At 37.2% G+C, this 18,806-nt stretch carries 15 protein-coding genes and 2 tRNA genes; 11 read left to right on the top strand and 6 right to left on the bottom strand.

The window, feature by feature from the left end:
- Positions 1-201 precede the first annotated feature (201 nt).
- From B3P23_RS01835 to B3P23_RS01795, 9 genes are all read left to right on the top strand, one after another.
- Positions 202-1,056, top strand: a complete 855-nt coding sequence (locus tag B3P23_RS01835) for an NAD(P)-dependent oxidoreductase (RefSeq protein WP_045752217.1) — start codon at positions 202-204, stop codon at positions 1,054-1,056.
- Positions 1,057-1,064: 8 nt separating this feature from the next.
- Positions 1,065-1,523, top strand: a complete 459-nt coding sequence (locus tag B3P23_RS01830; protein WP_248755718.1) for an SRPBCC family protein — start codon at positions 1,065-1,067, stop codon at positions 1,521-1,523.
- A gap of 18 nt (positions 1,524-1,541) precedes the next feature.
- Entirely contained in the window at positions 1,542-2,084 is a 543-nt protein-coding gene (locus B3P23_RS01825) for an SRPBCC family protein (RefSeq protein ID WP_293924061.1), read from the top strand.
- Between the two features lie 259 nt (positions 2,085-2,343).
- On the top strand, positions 2,344-2,919 hold the full coding sequence (locus B3P23_RS01820; RefSeq protein WP_248755717.1) for a pentapeptide repeat-containing protein: 576 nt from the start codon (positions 2,344-2,346) through the stop codon (positions 2,917-2,919).
- 56 nt (positions 2,920-2,975) lie between these two features.
- Positions 2,976-3,353, top strand: coding sequence for a hypothetical protein (locus B3P23_RS01815; protein WP_045752214.1), 378 nt, complete (start codon positions 2,976-2,978; stop codon positions 3,351-3,353).
- Positions 3,354-3,606: 253 nt separating this feature from the next.
- Complete coding sequence (locus B3P23_RS01810) at positions 3,607-4,383, top strand: ABC transporter ATP-binding protein (RefSeq protein ID WP_045752213.1); 777 nt, start codon at positions 3,607-3,609, stop codon at positions 4,381-4,383.
- Between the two features lie 60 nt (positions 4,384-4,443).
- On the top strand, positions 4,444-6,063 hold the full coding sequence (locus B3P23_RS01805) for a hypothetical protein (protein WP_293924054.1): 1,620 nt from the start codon (positions 4,444-4,446) through the stop codon (positions 6,061-6,063).
- A gap of 13 nt (positions 6,064-6,076) precedes the next feature.
- On the top strand, positions 6,077-7,021 hold the full coding sequence (locus B3P23_RS01800) for a hypothetical protein (RefSeq protein WP_293924051.1): 945 nt from the start codon (positions 6,077-6,079) through the stop codon (positions 7,019-7,021).
- Positions 7,022-7,068: 47 nt separating this feature from the next.
- Entirely contained in the window at positions 7,069-7,482 is a 414-nt protein-coding gene (locus B3P23_RS01795; RefSeq protein ID WP_045752210.1) for an SRPBCC domain-containing protein, read from the top strand.
- A gap of 483 nt (positions 7,483-7,965) precedes the next feature.
- Here the strand turns inward: B3P23_RS01795 and B3P23_RS01790 are convergent, their stop codons facing one another.
- From B3P23_RS01790 to B3P23_RS01775, 4 genes are all read right to left on the bottom strand, one after another.
- Positions 7,966-9,660, bottom strand: coding sequence for a hypothetical protein (locus B3P23_RS01790; RefSeq protein WP_293924044.1), 1,695 nt, complete (start codon positions 9,658-9,660; stop codon positions 7,966-7,968).
- Positions 9,641-11,560, bottom strand: a complete 1,920-nt coding sequence (locus B3P23_RS01785) for a hypothetical protein (RefSeq protein ID WP_293924041.1) — start codon at positions 11,558-11,560, stop codon at positions 9,641-9,643. Before B3P23_RS01785 ends, B3P23_RS01790 begins: the two co-directional genes overlap by 20 nt.
- 480 nt (positions 11,561-12,040) lie before the next feature.
- On the bottom strand, positions 12,041-14,020 hold the full coding sequence (locus tag B3P23_RS01780) for a UvrD-helicase domain-containing protein (protein ID WP_293924038.1): 1,980 nt from the start codon (positions 14,018-14,020) through the stop codon (positions 12,041-12,043).
- The gene (locus tag B3P23_RS01775; protein WP_293924036.1) at positions 14,004-15,845 is read right to left on the bottom strand and encodes an ATP-dependent nuclease; all 1,842 of its coding nucleotides are present in this window, start codon (positions 15,843-15,845) and stop codon (positions 14,004-14,006) included. Before B3P23_RS01775 ends, B3P23_RS01780 begins: the two co-directional genes overlap by 17 nt.
- A 225-nt stretch (positions 15,846-16,070) precedes the next feature.
- On the opposite strand from B3P23_RS01775, the gene B3P23_RS01770 reads away from it, so the two are divergent.
- Entirely contained in the window at positions 16,071-17,558 is a 1,488-nt protein-coding gene (locus B3P23_RS01770) for a recombinase family protein (protein WP_293924033.1), read from the top strand.
- A 336-nt stretch (positions 17,559-17,894) separates the two neighbouring features.
- Here B3P23_RS01770 and B3P23_RS01765 read toward each other — a convergent pair.
- Together B3P23_RS01765 and B3P23_RS01760 are read right to left on the bottom strand one after the other, a co-directional pair.
- Positions 17,895-17,968 (bottom strand) — tRNA-Met (locus B3P23_RS01765).
- 310 nt (positions 17,969-18,278) lie between these two features.
- Positions 18,279-18,352, bottom strand: a tRNA-Met gene (locus B3P23_RS01760).
- Positions 18,353-18,412: 60 nt separating this feature from the next.
- On the opposite strand from B3P23_RS01760, the gene B3P23_RS01755 reads away from it, so the two are divergent.
- Entirely contained in the window at positions 18,413-18,790 is a 378-nt protein-coding gene (locus B3P23_RS01755) for an START-like domain-containing protein (protein WP_094771368.1), read from the top strand.
- Positions 18,791-18,806 lie beyond the last annotated feature (16 nt).

Raw genomic sequence — 18,806 nt, 5'->3', positions numbered from 1 at the left:
TCTTATAAAAAATGTACTAGCAGTAGTATAGAAAAGATAATTTATCCGCTTCATCTCCTAATGGGCAGATACGTTTAGATTATCTTTTTTTATTTTTATAACCTATTGATTTAAAATTTAATATAAAAAAAACCACAACACGGCAGATGATAAAAACTAACTTAAAAATGAGTTGTTATATCTGTTGTAAACTTAGAACATATGCATCATAAAAAGATAGGTTGGATCGGACTCGGAAACATGGGCTTTCCGATGGCAAAAAATCTCGAAAATGCTGGATTTCCGCTTTCTGTTTTCAATAGAACACCCAGCAAATCAGAACCTTTTACAGATCGATCAGAAGTCTATATCAGTGCCCTTGAATTGGTCAAGAACTGTGATATCATTTTTACAATGGTTTCCAACGATGCTGCCATTATAGATCTATACGCAGATATTTTTCAACTTGAAGACATTGAAGGAAAATTATTCGTTGATATGAGTACTATTTCCAAAGAACTTACGCTCCGCACAGCGCGCCAGCTAAAAGAAAAGCAAGCACGCTTCATCGATGCACCTGTAGCTGGCAGTACAGTACCGGCCAAGGAAGGGACATTGATTATTATGGCAGGTGGTGATGAAAAAGATCTTCAGGAGGTACTGCCCTATTTTCAAAAGCTGGGTAAAGCAGTAAAACATCTCGGTCCTACCGGACAAGGTATCTCAGCCAAATTAGCTATCAATTATTTTCTATCCATTATTTACCAGGGACTTGCCGAAACCGTACTATTTGGTGAGCAAAGTGGTATAAAGAGAGAAGACATGCTAGAAATTATCAATGAAAGCGCAAGCGGTAGTGGTGCCACGAAGGTAAAAACGCCACTTCTCCTACAACAAGATTACTCAGCTGCGTTTGCTTTAGATCTCATGTTAAAAGATATCAATCTAGCTAAAAACGAAGGAGCGAATAGTCCGCTGAGCAAGGTATTAATCGAGACTTATCAACAGGCCCACGATGCAGGTTTTGGAAAGCAAGATGTTATCGGCATAATCAATTATCTAAAACAGATTCAGTAATACCCGTGATGAAAAATCAAATATGTGTGACAGCTCAAATGTTAATTAGAAAACCTGTTGAACAGGTTTTCCAGGCATTTATAGATCCTGCTATTACGGTCCATTTTTGGTTTACCAAAAGCTCCGGAAAACTGGAAACTGGCAAAACAATTATTTGGGAATGGGAAATGTATGCTGTAAAAAGTACAGTTAAAGTACAAGATATTATTACCAATGAAAAAATTACAGTACGATGGGGACCGCCCGAAACTTTAGTGGAATTCAATTTCAAATCACTATCTACAGATCGGACATATGTCACGATCTATGAGAAAGATTTTCAACAATCGGGAGATGAACTACTACAAGTTTTAATGGATTCTACCGGCGGATTCACAACAGTACTCGATGGGTGTAAAGCATACCTAGAACACGGAATCGATTTAGACCTAATCGCTGACAAATTTCCAAAACAAGTGATGATGTAAACTCTTAAATCTACTTATATGAAAATTTTAAAAAAAATAGTATTTGTATTACTTTCCATCGTAGTACTACTTTTGATCATCGCACTATTTGTTAAAAAAGACTATGCAGTCAAAAGAGAAATCACCATTAACAAACCCAATCAAGAGGTATTCGACTATATTAAATACCTCAGAAATCAAAACAACTTCAGCAAATGGGCAATGATGGATCCGCTGATGAAAAAAACATATCAGGGTACTGATGGAACTGTCGGATTTATTTCTGCATGGGACAGTAAAGCGGATAGTGTAGGAAAAGGCGAGCAGGAAATTGTCAAAATTGAACAAGGAAAACGTATTGATTTCGAAATTAGATTTATCAAACCGTTTGAATCAAAAGATAAGGTCTATATGATCACCGACTCCTTATCGTCCAATATGACAAAAGTAATTTGGGGATTTGATGGACATATGAATTACCCCATGAATCTCATGCTGCTATTTATGGACTTTGACAAAATGTTAGGTCAAGATCTAGAAGTAGGCCTTCAAAGGTTAAAAACAAAATTAGAAACCGAATAAATTAAAACCACATGACCACAATAACACTACATTCGACAGTTTGGATTAGAAGTGCAGAACAAGTAAACCTAGCTAAAGAATGGCACACTAAAGCAAATGAATTCTGCTTCATCGCAAAATAGCTATGTGTCCCCATTGGACATCAACTCCTTATTATGGTGATGGATGCATAAAGTGACATCGATTAAATCGATCATCTTACCTAAAATAAAGGATGGATTGATCCTATATTCTTGATTTAAATTCTTTACTTTTGAATATGATTAGCGCATATTACGAAGGGGAGAAAATAGTTTCCATTGATTTTAAAAAAAATGTATTTCAACAGGCAGAATACGATAATTGTCGCTTCGAAAAATGTGATTTCTCCAATAACAAATTGAACAACAGCATATTCACAGATTGTACATTTGTAGATTGTAATTTTTCGTTAGCCGAACTTTCTGGAACTACATTCCAACAAGTATTTTTCAAAAACTGTAAATTATTAGGTCTACAATTTCAGCAATGCAATACTTTTGGTTTATCATTTACCTTTGACAACTGCAATATCGATCACGCTTCTTTTTATCAGCTTAAGATAAAAAAGACATCCTTTAAAAACTGTCAATTAAAAGAAGTAGATTTTTCAGAATCCGATCTAACCGGATCATCTTTTCAACACTGTGACTTAAATCAAGCCCTATTCGATCAAACCAATCTTGAACAGGTGGATTTTCGTGATGCATTAAATTTAACTCTTTCTCCGAATAGAAATAAATTAAAAAAAGCCAAATTTTCACTCCTCAGTCTACCAGGTCTGCTAACTGAATATGATATTAAAATTGAATCCTAATTTTTAAACTTTTCGGCTTCTAGTTTGTTTATTTTTTACAGAAAGGAGAATATAAAATGTCGATAGATAAAAATAAAACAACTGAAGACGAAGATATTAACAATTCAAACCCCGATCAATTAGCCTACGACGAGGAAAAAAAATCATTTTCCTTGGATGTAGATGATGATGATCCGGACTATGACCATCCCAGTGATTATGAAACTGTTGCAGAAGGAGCAGCTGATGATGATTCGACGTACGATAACTCAAATCCATATGTTGGTGATGAGTATGCTGATCTGGAAGATCTAGAAGAAGATGAACTTGATGAAGATGGCATGCGTATAGAAGGAGAAGTTAAAGTAAGTGAAATCGATAAATTACTGGCCGAGACACCAGAAGACTTACGCGACGATTTAGATGATGAGGGCTACCCGATCAACTATGACTAATTTAACTCCATAAAATCAGATCAAATCATATGTCAACAATTGCTAAAAAATAGACTAACAGTTATTTTTTAGCAATTGTCAATAAATATACCGATCACCAATAAAATAATATTTTTATCAATTATTTTATTCGCACATCTTGTTCCATTTGGAGCCCCACTTCCTACCCCCTCACAAAACTAACCTTACTTCTCTCTTAAATTAATGTAATTAGCTTTCGAATTTATATCTTTAGCTCATAATAATTTATTTTATGGAAGTAAGCAAACCAATCATCAGAATTTCCAATCTTCGCAAATCTTACGGATCTAAAGAAATATTAAAAGGAATCAACTTAGACATCTACCCGGGTCAAGTCATCGGTTATATAGGTCCAAATGGAGCCGGAAAATCAACAACAGTAAAAATTCTTACAGGATTGATCAATGATTTTGAAGGCGAAGTCATGGTCAACGATATCGATATCAAAGAAAATCCACTAGCTATAAAAAGCCAGATTGGATATGTTCCCGAAAATGCAGAGCTATATGATGTGCTTACACCCCTGGAATATCTTGATTTTGTAGGTCAGCTCTACGGTATGGAAAATACACTGATTCAACAAAGGTCTCAACAATTGCTCAAAGCATTTGGTCTCGAACAAAACATAAACAATAGAATGGATACCTTTTCAAAAGGTATGCGTCAAAAAGTGTTACTGATATCAGGTATTATTCACAATCCACAGATCATCGTCTTGGATGAGCCTTTGTCTGGTCTAGATGCAAATGCCGTCATCATAGTCAAAGAATTAATTTCCCTTTTAGCCAAAGAAGGTAAAACAATATTCTACTGTTCGCATATGATGGATGTAGTGGAAAAAGTATCCGACCGCATCATGTTAATTTCTGAGGGGCATATCATTGCAGATGGCACCTTTGAACAATTGAAAACATACCAATCCGAATCTTTAGAACAAATCTTTTCTAAACTCACGGGCAAAGAAGATGGAAGTGTAGAGGCATCACATATAATTTCAGCAATCCGCTAATATCCTATGCAAAAACTAACGTTAAAATTCATTTTGCTATTTAGCAAATTATGGACAAATATGGGAATTGATGTTGCGCAATTAAAAATAATTATAGAAACAAAATTGATCATCGATGATCGTCGCCCTTTAGCATCATTCACAAAAAATCAAAACAAGAAACCATCCAAATATTCAACATGGTTTCATTTTTTTATTTTTCTCCTAATGGGGTTGATGTTTCTCGCATTTGTTATTGTCATTCCTGACAAATTTCTCGCAACATCATTGTTTTTAACACTAATTTTGTCCATGTTATCGTTATCCCTGATAACTGATTTCTCCACAATCTTACTTGACAATAAAGATCAATATATCATATTGCCAAGACCCGTCAATGATAAAACAGTAGCATTCTCAAGAGTACTTTATATGCTTATCAAGATTTCAACACAGTTGATGGCCATGTCCTTACCTGGGTTAATTTTTGTGTTTACAAGTTGGAGCATTTTAGCCGCTTTTACTTTTTTGATCCAATTAATACTCGTCACCTTGATCGCTGTATTTTTTGTTAATATTTTTTATTCCTTGTGTTTACGGTTTCTATCGATTCAAAAGTTTAAAGATGTCATCAATTACATCCAAATATTTTTTTCCATTTTTATCTTTTTAGGCTATCAAATTGGTCCTAGAGTGATGCAAAGTTTTACAGAAGGACAAACCAGTGTCCATCATATAAAATTACTCTGGCTTTCTCCGGGCACCTGGATCGCTTCATTCCAAGCACTACTTGTACAAGACTTCAGTACGCTTACACTTTCATTCTCTGCACTCAGCATATGTTTACTCATTATAGCCATCTCAGGATCATCACAGTTATTTTCTAAAGATTTCAATTCAAAAATCGCACAATTGGCAGGAGGAGATAACCCAGTGGAGAAAAAACAACAATATCCAGAAGGAAAAGTTCCATTGTATAAGAAAATAGAAAAAATAGTCACCAACAGTCCACTAGAAAAAGCTGGATTTTCCATCATTTGGCTGATAACGGCACGATCTCGAGAATTTAAGATGCAGCTCTATCCCACCATGGCCTATTTACCCATCTATTTTATATTTCTATTTCTGCAAGGGAAAAACGATACATTCGCGGAACGAATCGATAATGTCAATACATCAGGGCTCTATATCATGATTTTTTATCTATCGTTATTTACGGTATTGACCGTCTTCCAACTGATCACTAAAAGTGAAAAATACAAAGCAGCATGGATCTATTATGCCGCACCTATCCAGCAAACTGGAGAGCTAATGTCAGGAGTACTAAAATCTGCATTTCTGAAATATTTTATACCCTTCAATCTGATATTTCTAATCATTTGTGTACCACTTTTTGGCGCACATGTCACCAATGACATTCTGCTAGCTACAGCTGTCGGAGGTATTGAGAGTGTTCTCGTAATGCTCTTTTTGGTTAAATCCTATCCTTTTTCTCAAGCAGCAGAAAATGGGAAAAGTAGAGTGTTGATCAATCTTTTGGTATTAGGGCTCTTAGCCATTGTAGGTTATTTGCATATTGTCATCCACCAATACGAAACAATCATTTGGGCAATAGCTATTATCGCCTGGATTGTATTTTTAATTATGATAAAATACCTAAAAAAAGAAAACTGGAAAAGTTTAGCTTTTGATGACAATTAAAAATTGTATAATAATGAAAACAATAATCACATCTATATTTTTAATAACATTATTTTTCCAAGCCTCGCAAGCACAGGTTAACGTGCAAGACACTGTACGCCATGTACCTATTATTGCTTATTGGGATCAAGGAGATACTTTCAAATTTAAGGTCATTAAAAAAAATACGGATAGCGTTGATCACAAACTTGTAAAACATGAAGAGCGCGCCTATATTGCACAATTTATTGTCTTAGACTCTTTAGAAGATGGATATCGCATCGAATGGAAAATTATTGAAAATTTAAATCCAGAAAAAAAAGATATTCCAGAAGATTTACTCTTGGATGCAATGGCCTTAAATAATTCTCAAATTATCTTCAAAACGGATACATTAGGTCGGTTTTTAGAAATAGAAAATCATAAAGTGATCGGTGAATTCTCTATTAAATATTTTAAAAGTTTGTTGAAGAATAGCCCAAATCAAAACGACAATGAGTTAATATTAGAAAAGTACACTAAAATGTTCGAGTCCAAATCTGGAGTCGAAAACTTTATCTTGCCTGAAATACCATTATTGTGCAGTTTATATGGCGGCGTATACGACACTAAAGATACTATTTATTCAGAAGTTGAATTACCAAACCCGCTATCAAATCATCTTTTAGTCAGTAAATCCGAGTTTTATAACGATTATATCGATGAAAAATTTGTTAGTTTTTATAATAACTACTACGCTGATCAAAACTCTTATATAGAAATGGTTAAATCTATATACAATGATGATGACATCCTGACAGAAGAAATAAATAAAATACAACCTATCATCATATTCACAAATTATTTTAGCTATCATCTCCCATACGGAATTCCAGCAGATTTTTTCGCAGGGAGATTAATAAAAATAATCGATGAAAAAGGTATCCTCAATATTAAAGAAACAACTATAGATGTGGAGATGCTCTATGACGAAGATTAAAAAAGCGTTATATTTAAAGAAGTTTACAATTTATAAATAAAAAAATTATGTCAACAATAACTGTCAGTGCCGATATCAATGCTCCTTTAGAGTTTGTTTGGAAACTATTCACGCTGCCTGAACATATTATGCGATGGAACACGGCCAGCGATGATTGGGAAACTACATCAGCAACCAATGATCTTCGAAATGGAGGCAGATTTAGTTTTCATATGACTGCAAAAGACAAAAGCTCTAGTTTTGATTTCGGAGGACAATACGATGAAGTAAGACCTTTAAGACATATTTCATACAGTCTCGAAGATAACCGAAGAGTAAGCACTACTTTTTTCGAAAATAAAAATGTAGTTACCATCGTTCAAAGTTTTGATAGTGAGACCACACATACAGAAGAGCAGCAACATAAAGGATGGCAAGCTATTCTTAATAATTTTAAAAAATACGTCGAATCACAATTATAAATAACCCATACCGCTTCCCCTCATCATGAAGACTCACTAGCAGTATACTGAATACATTCTCCAATTCGATCATCCCTAGTGGTTAGATCTCCTTAAAGAGGCTCTCATGAAGACAAAAGTTGATACTACCGTACCGCGCTGGCTTATTGTCTATCCCTCATCAATAAACATATTGAAATCTAAGATAGAATCCCTTACTTGTAGAGTGATTAAGAATGATATAAAAAGGGAAAAAGAGACAAAAATAAAAAAAGCTTCAAGTAAACTTGAAGCTTTTAGTAGAGTCCGCACGCCAAAGGTCTAACATTTGCAAAGATTTACAGGATTTAGAATATGCCAAACATTTATTACAAAAAATGGTCTAAATGTAAACCAACCATTGTAAATGTAGTTAACTAAGGGGATATTATAATTTCTAAGTTTTAGGGCTAGATGAACACGTTGTTACCAGAATTAAGTAACGTAGTGGCTCTAACACTATTATTAGGCATTTTGCACGTCATCCCTTAAAAACATTCTCCAGTAATGGGGAAAGATATGTGTCCTAAAATGTCTGGAGGCAATGAGCCCTATCGCCCAATAGTTTTCCTTAATAAAAGAAAACTCCTTCTCAAAGCAATTATGCTCATATTCCCCTTCCACGAGCTGCTTATATTCTGGCATTGATACAGATAGTTCAATACCAGAAAGTGCATATCCGGAATCGTTATTAGCATTTTCAGTAAAGACCTTGTTTTCAGTTTCTTTATCTGGAAACCAAAGCAGCAAGGTGATTTCCTTGAGCAGCTTGTCCTTTATACTCTTTAACGAATCATAAAGGCTTGACGAATCCAATACCAACGACCATTCCAGAAGTACAGTAAAAAGATAGCTCGAATTATAATCGTAACCTGCTCTTACGCTGGTATCAGTTTCAAGCTCGGCGACTGTCCGCAAATCTCTATGGGCGGGAAATATTCTAGAAAAGGAATGTGCTTCGGCAATATGTTTACATAAACCAAAGAGGATGTCAAGAGCCTGCTGCTTGAGTCCAAGCATATATAAAAGCATGAATAGCATATGTAATTCTATTAAATGGTCATCGTACCTTGGCGTATAGAAAATTTGGTTGTTATTCACCAACCTAATCACCTCGGAAGCCAAAATGGTAGCACGTTCTCTATGTAACGTTGCAGCTTGTTGAGCTTTTTCACCTTCACCAGTTACTAGGAACTGGTACATCTGCAGATGGAACAAGCCGGTTTCGCACCATATACCAATCTGCTCATATACCACAGTTCCGTAAGCTAACGCATCTCCCACAGACCTGCCCAATCCATCTTTTACATCGACAACAAATGAAAACTTGGCATTGTACTTCTCTAAGGTGTCACTGTGCAGATAAAAGCCTTCCACCACCTCTTTAGTAAATTCTTTTTCTGCTTTACCAAAGGTAAACATCGACCAAAGACGAAGCACGTACTTTTCCGAACATTTCACCGCGTGTAGCAGGTTATCAACTTCCTCACAATATTTGATCACCACAGCTACCAGAAGTCTCATTTCCTTCAGAACGCGGAGCTTGGTCTTTTTGAACTTCGTCGTCTTGAACTCTTCCTCCAACATATCGAGTACCTGAACAAAATCGCTAAACTGATAGTCCCTGTTTTCTAGATGAATGATAGTCTTGCGCACAGCGGATCTTAGTTTATTAGAGAATCCGCTTTCGTTCAAAAGATTGTGTTGGAATTGTTCCACCAGAAAATCCCCTTCCCAAAGTGCGAAATCAAAATTGGTATGCTGGCTTGTATAACCTTTCCAGTTCTGTTGCAGGCTCTGCTTGATCAACCCATTATAGGCGACAACAATCTTTATGGGCAGTTTTTTATGCTGAGGAGCCAAGTTGTTAGGCACAAATACCTCCCTAATCTCATCAAGCGACTGCCTCACACTGTTGACTTCCCTATCCCAATTCTGCCTATCGAGATCACCCTGCTTTACCGTAATGAGAAAAACCTTTTTCTTGTCATCATCGGTAAAGTCCTTTCCAACCGCATAAATGTCGACGCCGTACTGCCGCCCTCTTTCAGGTCTTGAAAATATCTCCACTCCGTTTGCTCTGAGGATATCCTGGATTACCTTATCCAACTCACCATCTTCTTTCAGAGAATTGATGTACTCAGCTAAAATTAATTTCATGTTTTTGGATTCTTTGATAATTACGCCTTAGTGATTCCTGCCTCGTTGGATCAAGCTTTTCGCCCGATGGAAATTCAAAGGAGTGTTGAATCAGTGCCAATTCTGTAACCTGATGGATCTTTTCTTCTTTTCTCCTTATCGCCCATTTCTTCGCGTGGAGATTGACCGATTTAATCATCGACAGAAAGCCACTTTTATTGGATTCCTTCATCGATGCGGCAAATAGCTGGTTTTTATAGAAACGAGTGAATTCCTCTAGCTTTGCATCTGACTGAAGCTCGTTGAATACCCTGACCGTATTGAGATTCTTAAAGTAGGTCTCATAAGCATCATCGATTGACTGGAGAAAATCCCTTTGGTGGGCAGGGCACTCCGTCTTTTTCAATCTTTCCTTAATCATGTCTAAAGTGGACCTATAGTTGTAGACTAGGTATTCAATGAATATCCCGTGGAGGTTGGTCAATAGCGCGTCATCCTCGGGCAAAGCGGCGTCGAGCACTGAAAACAGCAGGCTTTGGAGATGTTCCATCGAATAGACGAACCCTGCAATCTTTATGCAGATGTATACCTTTTCCTCTATCGTGAGCGTTCTAAAGTAGATTTGCGAAACCTTGAAAACAGCGTAGGAATCCCTCCCAGAGCAAATTCTCAACATTGCCTTGTGCACATTTCGACTCTCTGAATTGAACCATTGGGTCAGGTTAAGCCGAAAAAGTTCATTATTTAAATCAATAATATGATCCAGATTGTCGTCCAAGATATGCTGCTCGCCCATCATCTCGAAGCGCTTAGTCAACAGCTCATAAACCAAGTCCAGGTTATGGTCGGATAGTGAATATATAAAAAGGTTAAGTTGGCCCTCGTACTTGGGTTCATCGGCAGTAAAAAGCTGAATTGCAGATAGCCTATACCAATCTTTATTATGTTCAGATGCGGTCAAGTTGTAAACATATTCATATACCCCTTCAAAATCTCCATTGGTCAAAGGCTCTGTAGCAAGTTCGGTAAGATCCTCCCCCACAAACCTGCAAACCCCACAAAGTTTCAGGTATTGCACCTTATTAAGCTGTCCAGCATCGAACTTAACTTTAGTCATAATCTGGAAATCCACTCGTCTTTCATTGGGGCAACATCTGCCGAATGCCCAAAGCAAAAGGAACAGATTGTCATTAACAAATAGATCCTTCACCCGGTACAACAGACGGTCAAAATTTTCCGCTTTCCCAACAACCAGTCCGGTGATAATCGCGTTCATAAAATCCTTTATATATTTCTCACCTATCAGCACTTCAAGTTCCTTATCGAATGTGGCGGCAAGTTCTGGCTGGACAGACAGCTTTTCTATTAAAGCATTGGAAACCTGGTACGAAGCTCCAGCAAGATCGGTTGCCAAATGTAAACGCTTGAGATAATCCAGAACATCCTTAAAACCAACTTCAAGTACCGAAAAAGCCTTCTGCAATAAATTGAAGTTGTTCCAATCTAACACAGCTTCACCAGCAAAGCTGGACCAGTTCTTAATATTCATTTTGTCTAGATATGCCATAACCATCCCCGAATCGTTCCAATACAGCAATGGCTTATACCGTTCGGAAGCTTTGCTTACCGCACCTCCCAGGGTTATGATACTAGTGGTATCCATTCCTTCTTCGACCAAGTTCTCTATTAGCATCGTCTGAGAGAATATCCTGTCAACCAGTTTAAATCCGTCTTTTTCCTGTAGGTATAAGTCTGCAACTGCGCAGGACTTAAAAAAATCGTAAAGTTCAGGACTTTGGACCCACTTGTCCTTGATATTAAATGTGGCATTTTTCAACACAACTGCTTTTTTGGAATAGCCATCATGCCTTCTCAAACGCTCTAATTCAATGAACCTTTCATTATATTCAATAATTCCCATATCAAAATAGTTTGCCTACGCCCCGAGCAGGATCAATAATTTTTTTCATAGATACAGCTTTTGGAGTACCTAAGATAGCAATATGCCGTCGAAAACCAATTTCCATCTAATTTGTTTTTAAGCATCACATTGAGGAAGAAAAAGCTCAACAACGCAAGCAAAATATCAAACACGCCGGAAGAATATATTTTTGCAATATTTCAAATATCTCCACGAATAAAAAATCTAAAATATTATCGTTACAGTTTTTTTAATCATGCGCCAACCTGTAAACGATAGTAATAGCGATGTTCACTACGGATTATTTTCTGCAACAATATATCTTAGATAAATCCTTGTTTTCAATATCCGAGGTTAAATCATTGTCTTTTAGCACAAAATCCGATGGTCCTTTGGTTATCCAGAACTTATCCTCTTTTGGCTTATCACTTGGCAGCCCATTTGTATTATAAAAAATCATTGCTCTAATGTTAAAATAAACTACTTTGAAACTGCTAATGCTACTTTGTTGGCGGCAGGCACCATTATTACCTTCCACCGGTCCATATTTGGCTTTCCGCTATAAAGTGCATCGAAACGCGACTTGTGAATGGCAAAGCCCAGCAAATGCGTAGATCTTGAAAATCCGACATAAGTCATTTTTAAAGACTGCCTGATATATTCATGTGCACCTTCAGCGAGCGGAGTTCCCTGTAACTGATCTGCAACCCTAGATGACTCATATTGCCCTTTGCCACCTACGTTCTTTTGATAAAAGCTCTCCATATAAAGGGTACTGGTATGCGTCTGCCCTTTAACTGCATGGACTGTTGCCACATCGATATGGATCCCGTTTTTGACAAAGCAATTGCTCTTTTGCCCTGGATCTTCTTTTGCGGAAGCAACAACTGGCACATATTTTTCAGCAACAAAGGTTTTTGATTTTTTGATGGTCTTGCCCAGTTTTGAGAGCACTTCGGTTGCAAGCTTAACCAAAGCCTCCAAAGCTTCATTTATTTTCTTTTCTATATTCAGCACCGTTATCTGATAAAGCTGGAGCTTGAAATTCCGATAAAAATCTGCCTGTTTTTCTTTAATCCAATCGACTAGGCTTCTTTTGGTAAATGTGCGACCCGTCTCTGGGCTTACAACCTCTTCCAATCTCAATATTTTCAATATCCCATTAAGTGCGCTCTTTCGAATCGAGGCTAGCTTACCAGCATCCTTCCGATGATAATGGAGATAAGCTTCTAAGCATGGATAATTGATTTTAAGTTTCGCATGCTCCTTAGAAAAACTGTTGTGGTAATGGTTAAGCTTTATCATATCGGCCTTATCGCCTGGTTTTGCTGCCGTCCAGGCTACCGCCTTATGCACGTTATCACTAGTCAAATCTATTTTCCCCTCATCTACAAGCCTTTTTATCTCATCTGCAAAACAGGATATTACCTCACTAGCTGTATCATTTTCATAAACCAGCATTACCGGTTTTATATCGACTTCCGATCCGTCTGGATTGGTCCTATTTCCAACCACAGCTATAGGACTCAATGCAAGTGATTCTACAATACAGGCTGTGGCAGGATGTAGCCTGTGGCTTCCGTTCAGCTCCTTTACATTACGTTCCTGCCAGATATCAAGCATCTCTGATTCAGAATTGAAGATTGCTTGATTCTTATCGCCAATACGTTGATAGGTGACGTCTTCAGTGTTTCCAAATAAGGCTTCAAGCAGATCATACTGATGCTTATCCATATCCTGCATCTCATCTATGAACACATAGCTGAACCGCTTTCTTAAGATATTGATAATCCCCGGAAATTTTATGAGGTACTCCTGAGCAAGGATATAGGCATCATCAAAGCATAATAAACCACTATCACGCAGCCCTTTTTTAATGGCCAATATTTTCTTGTATGTATCAGAGGTTTCCTTAAACACAAATGTTTCATCTCCAAGACCAAGTCTTAATTTATCGCCCTCCCTCAACCTGTATCCATACAACAGCTTATTTGCATCTTGGCGTTTGCTTAGTACAAAATTTAGTTTGTAGTCTGGATAATGGCTTTCGTAATAGATCTCATCATCAATGCGTACCGGACGCCTTCTATATATCGATTTATAATACGGCACTGCCAAAAATGCATCGACAAATCCCTGTATGGTACCAATAAAATTTGGATAGGCGAACAGTCTCGGGCAGATATGTCCAATTTTGTTTTTTATCTCATCTACTGCAGCATTTGTATGCGAGATAACCAATACTCCAGACCTATCAGAGAATGGAAGGTGCTGTTCAAGCGCTATGAGTTTTGCCAGCAATGCCGTAGTCTTTCCGCTGCCGGGTACGGCATGAAGGTCATGGGTAGATAAATCCTTTATAAATGCTACCCGTTCACCATCAAAGCTCTTTCCATGTGGGAGCAGATACTTTTCTGCCAACCTCACCTGATCATCCGTGATCTCAATTTCCTGAGGCATGTTTGATTGCTTTAATTATATAATCTATTGCATCACTTTTACTATCAGCTTCATTTATTTCTTTTAAGGGTGATGCCGTTCTTTCAGGATCTATTTCCAGTAAATCGAGTAGTTTCTTCGCCAAACGATAGGCGATCTCAGTTTTGTCAAGGCTCTTAACAATAAGCTTTTCTGCTAGTTTCTTCTCAAAGTCTGTTACCCAATCTGTTTTGCTATGGACCTTTTCTGCCGTTTGCTTGAAAAGTTCTGTCATGGATACTGACTTAAACAGGCTGTATTCTAGAGTCCAGTCGTCTGCAATAAAATATTTTACATTATCTTCTGATTTATCTATTGCCGTCTTCTTTGCTGCTGTTTCAGCGGTTACTATAGTCGCATCTCTTATCTGGTAGTCGTAAGTAGATTTGCCATCACCATCAAGGACGGGCATACCTGCACCATCAATGACTAGTTTTTTTTCATATGTCCTGATATCCACGTCGGTAATAATCGCCACGGGTATCTCCATCAGTGGAGAAGATTTTCTCTGGAATATCTTTGCAAACCGCAGATAGGCTGTACTGCCTACATTGATAATGGAAACTCCGCATTCTGTAAGATCTATTCCTATGGCTGAGGCTATAACAGGCACCAGAATTTCCTCTGCCCAGCCTTCTACCAAGATTACCCCTTTTGAGAAAAACAGGTTTGCTTTTGTGGTATCAAGGAATATCTCAAGAAATTTGTAATCATCCTTATCCAGTTTTGTAAAAGTATGTCCTAGGGGATATGCCATGCCTTTATGGCACATAATCAGGTTCTCCAGGGGAATCTTGGATCCTATATTTGGACTATGAGTTGTAAAGATGAGTTGCATATCTTTAGAATGGGATTTCAAGGTTTCTACAACCTGAAGTTGAACCTGTGGATGGAGATGGGCCTCTATTTCTTCTACTAGCCCAAGACGCAGCCCATCCCAGTTCTCCTTTTTCAGGTGTAATAACTCTGATGCTATACATAGAAGATTATGACTACCCAATCCTAAGTTATATCCATCTTCAAAAAGCAGACATAGGGATTCCAAAATACTTTTAAGATCCGAGGAAGTCATTCTAAAGGCTGTATTTTTCCTCGAGAACTGATTAAGGTAAGTATCCATCACATTTTTCACCTCTTTTCCCAGAAGGTCATTTGCTGGGAGATCAACTCCGGCTGCGTCCTTCCCCTTGAAATATTCTGTCACTTCTTTATTTAGCATCTGTGCAAGTCCGATTAAGCGGTGTGTTTTTTTATCGCTGAAGGCGGCATGTGAATAAAGTATCTGTGAAAGACGGGAGTTTCGCTTTGGAGAAAGTTCGCTTTTAGCGTCCCGAAGTGGCCTGAGATATGTAGTTCTGAGCATTTCCTTTGCCTCGGCGGTAAGCATATGTCCGGCATCCCCCACGCCGGCCTTAATATCCGAGGGTATTATCTTACCATCGCGGCGAAAAACATCGTAGTAAACCGTAAGATATGGCGTTCCGACAGAACCTTCGGCAACCCAATCAAGCCACTCTGTAAAGTGCTTGGCCTCTTCATCGTTCATCCCCTTAAAACGGCATTCTATTCTCAGATGATCCGCTTCTTTAAAAAAATCTTCATCCTCTATTTTTATCCACTCGGCGCTATGGGTCTTTAGCACCATTTTAATTGCATCAATAATGGCAGTTTTGCCAGAGTCATTTTCACCGATTAGCACATTAATTCCATCATTGAAATCAAGTGACAGATTGGGTTTAGAGTGATCGAAGGATCCATCAGTTCCGAAGATCCTAAAGTTCCACAATTTTAGGTTAGTTAAATACATGTATATTCTATTGATTAATAAGCAAAACGATTAAAATTAAGAAATTTTATTGATAGCCATAAATAATAATAAAACTATTCCTAACACTTGTAATAGCTTGTTTATTAAGGTTCAATTAAATAAAAGGCTAATTGCATTTTTAGTCCTGCTCAAAAGCAAACATTAATACATATTTGAAATTCTGAAATAAATCGCGATTTTAAAATAACACTTAATAAATTCTAAATGAAAAATGCATATCTATACATTAGAGTCAGCACAGACGAACAAAAAAAGAAAGGATTTTCCCTACCAGAACAGGAAGACCGGCTATTAAAGTACTGCGGTTACAACAATATCGAGGTCAAAGGTATTTTCCGCGAGGACTATTCCGCTAAAAATTTTAATCGGCCAGAATGGAAAAAACTAATCGCGACTATCAGGAACAAATCTCCAAAGCAAGAAAACAACATCCTGTTCATAAAATGGGACAGATTCAGCAGAAACATTGAGTATGCATACGAGATGATTGGCTTGCTTAAGAGATACAAGACAACCGCTATGGCTATTGATCAACCAATTGATTTCTCCGTTCCAGAAAGTACGGTAATGCTTGCCGTTTACTTGTCTGTTCCGGAAGCTGAAAATAGCAGAAGAGCGCTAAACACAGCCAATGGAATACGCAGAGCAAAGCAAATGGGAAGGTACCCCAGCAAGGCTCCAATAGGCTTCATAAATATTACAACAATAGACGGGAAAAAGATAATTGTACCTAAGCAGCCTGAGGCCGGTATAATACGTTGGATATTTCACCAACTCTCCAAAAACATCCATCAAATGGAAGAAATTCGAAAGGCAGCATGCGACAAGGGCCTAATTTGCTCTAAAGGCTACTTTTCGAAAATTGTACGTAATCCCGCCTACTGTGGCTTAATACCTGTAAATATAAATGCTGAGGAGCAATATATGGTAAAAGGAATCCATGACCCCATAATACCCGAAGCTTTGTTCCATGAAGTTCAGCGCATCATTAATACAAAACGAAAAATGAATAGTAGAAAAGAAGAACTGAAAGCAATGTTCTTCCTGACGGGTCTATTGACTTGTCCGCTATGTGGCCGCAAACTTTGTGGTAGCTTCTCCCAGGGATCAACTAGGAAACATCCATACTACCACTGCCGAGGGCGATGTAAGACCAGGATAAAGGCACCTCTACTTAATGACAGTTACGAACAAAAGCTCCAACAATTAATACTCTCTAATAACGCAATTGATCTTTTCAACGAGGTACTAGACGATTGGAACGTTAACACGCAGAACGTAGAGCATCAATATGAGAAAAGACAAATAATACGAAAGCTAAAAGAGCAGGAGTTGACCTTATCACAGGCTAGAAAGCTATTTGTAGCAGCAGCACTAAAGATAGACGACTACACTGAAATGAAAAAAGAATACCAAATTAACTCCAAAACTCTCAAAAGAGAATTGCAGGACATCAATAGCAAGTTGAGTCAGATCAACAAGCAGCGTATTTCAGGTATTAAACCGATGCTAAATTTGCTTAAGGGATTTTCAGACATGGACACTACGGACAAAAAACATATCGCCAATTTAATCCCTCCAGTTAAGATCGACTTTAAAACAGGAGAACTATCATTAGATCTGGGTAAATCACTCTCAAAAATTCTATCCCAAACCATAAAGCACAATAAATCGTATGAATTTTATAGATAAAAAGATTACAGTTACACAAGCAATTACGATATTAGCAAAGAACAATATTGATGCAGACGAGAATGATGCTATTCTGATATTAGACTTTCTTTATCTGATAGCAAAAAACACAAATAAAATAGAAGGAAAAACTAGCGAATCCTTAAGGACAAATCGAACTTCGAAAAAAGCACGTTAAACATCAATACAGCCCACTTTTCAAAGGATTACGCACAAAGAAGAGAACTTTTAGACAGTAAAATGTCGAACTATAAATGATCGAATTATAACAATTTGGATCACAGATTTTTATGCCCATAAAAAAAGGAGACTACCTGTAATTGGTGTCTCCTTAAGTAGCGGGGAGCAGGATCGAACTGCCGACCTCAGGGTTATGAATCCTGCGCTCTAACCATCTGAGCTACCCCGCCGTTTTTCGGTATGCAAATATAGTAATTACCCGTCAAATAAAAAGCTTTTTTTTATTTTTTTTCATTGTTTTAATGCCTTTATGCACAAAAAAAACGCAATTCCTTTATAATGAAACAAATAGTAATCATAAAAAAATAAAAGTGACTAGATAAAAAAACATACCGCCTAAAAAGGCAATATTTTTTATTTTTTTTAATCCAAAACTTTTTTATAAAATAATTGCAAAGACAAAATAAATATGTATTATTACATATAATACTATAAAAGTATAACCCATACGCAATAATAAAGAGGGGCTTTTGAGTTTAGTAGCGGGGAGCAGGATCGAACTGCCGACCTCAGGGTTATGAATCCTGCGCTCTAACCATCTGAGCTACCCCGCCGTTTTTGGGAATGCAAATATAGATTTTTTTTAATAAATAAAAAATAAATATTCATGCAATATGGCAGAAAAAATAAAATTAAACTTAGAATATATTGTAAATTCTTCACCTAGAATTCTGTTCCCATTTTTACAAGAACCTAATGCCCTCTCACAATGGCTCGCTGATGATGTTAATTATCGCGAATCCGTGTATGAATTTGTTTGGGATGATGAAGGTCACAAAGCTAAAATCGTCAATATTAAGGAAAATAAGCTGATACGCTATAAATGGCTTGAAGATGAGCCTTATTACTTCGAATTGGAGATCGACCAAGACGAACTAACAAATGATGTTGCATTGCGAATTACAGATTTCGCAAAAGAAGATGATGTTGAAAACCGTAAAATGATTTGGAATAATTCAATTGAATATCTCCAAAGTGTAATTGGAGGATAAAAAAGTATATCTTTGC

The organism is Sphingobacterium sp. UBA6320 (assembly GCF_002440335.1).
In the GTDB taxonomy this organism is placed as follows: Bacteria; Bacteroidota; Bacteroidia; order Sphingobacteriales; family Sphingobacteriaceae; genus Sphingobacterium.
This window is presented reverse-complemented; position numbering and strand designations above follow the sequence as displayed.

Excerpts from the sequence above, each read along its gene's own strand:
- B3P23_RS01810 (WP_045752213.1), top strand. The coding sequence starts at position 3,607 with ATGGAAGTAAGCAAACCAATCATCAGAATTTCCAATCTTCGCAAATCT.
- B3P23_RS01775 (WP_293924036.1), bottom strand. The coding sequence starts at position 15,845 with ATGTATTTAACTAACCTAAAATTGTGGAACTTTAGGATCTTCGGAACT.
- B3P23_RS01800 (WP_293924051.1), top strand. The coding sequence starts at position 6,077 with ATGAAAACAATAATCACATCTATATTTTTAATAACATTATTTTTCCAA.
- B3P23_RS01790 (WP_293924044.1), bottom strand. The coding sequence starts at position 9,660 with ATGAAATTAATTTTAGCTGAGTACATCAATTCTCTGAAAGAAGATGGT.
- B3P23_RS01815 (WP_045752214.1), top strand. The coding sequence starts at position 2,976 with ATGTCGATAGATAAAAATAAAACAACTGAAGACGAAGATATTAACAAT.
- B3P23_RS01830 (WP_248755718.1), top strand. The coding sequence starts at position 1,065 with ATGAAAAATCAAATATGTGTGACAGCTCAAATGTTAATTAGAAAACCT.
- B3P23_RS01825 (WP_293924061.1), top strand. The coding sequence starts at position 1,542 with ATGAAAATTTTAAAAAAAATAGTATTTGTATTACTTTCCATCGTAGTA.
- B3P23_RS01785 (WP_293924041.1), bottom strand. The coding sequence starts at position 11,560 with ATGGGAATTATTGAATATAATGAAAGGTTCATTGAATTAGAGCGTTTG.
- B3P23_RS01835 (WP_045752217.1), top strand. The coding sequence starts at position 202 with ATGCATCATAAAAAGATAGGTTGGATCGGACTCGGAAACATGGGCTTT.
- B3P23_RS01805 (WP_293924054.1), top strand. The coding sequence starts at position 4,444 with ATGGGAATTGATGTTGCGCAATTAAAAATAATTATAGAAACAAAATTG.
- B3P23_RS01780 (WP_293924038.1), bottom strand. The coding sequence starts at position 14,020 with ATGCCTCAGGAAATTGAGATCACGGATGATCAGGTGAGGTTGGCAGAA.
- B3P23_RS01820 (WP_248755717.1), top strand. The coding sequence starts at position 2,344 with ATGATTAGCGCATATTACGAAGGGGAGAAAATAGTTTCCATTGATTTT.
- B3P23_RS01770 (WP_293924033.1), top strand. The coding sequence starts at position 16,071 with ATGAAAAATGCATATCTATACATTAGAGTCAGCACAGACGAACAAAAA.
- B3P23_RS01795 (WP_045752210.1), top strand. The coding sequence starts at position 7,069 with ATGTCAACAATAACTGTCAGTGCCGATATCAATGCTCCTTTAGAGTTT.
- B3P23_RS01755 (WP_094771368.1), top strand. The coding sequence starts at position 18,413 with ATGGCAGAAAAAATAAAATTAAACTTAGAATATATTGTAAATTCTTCA.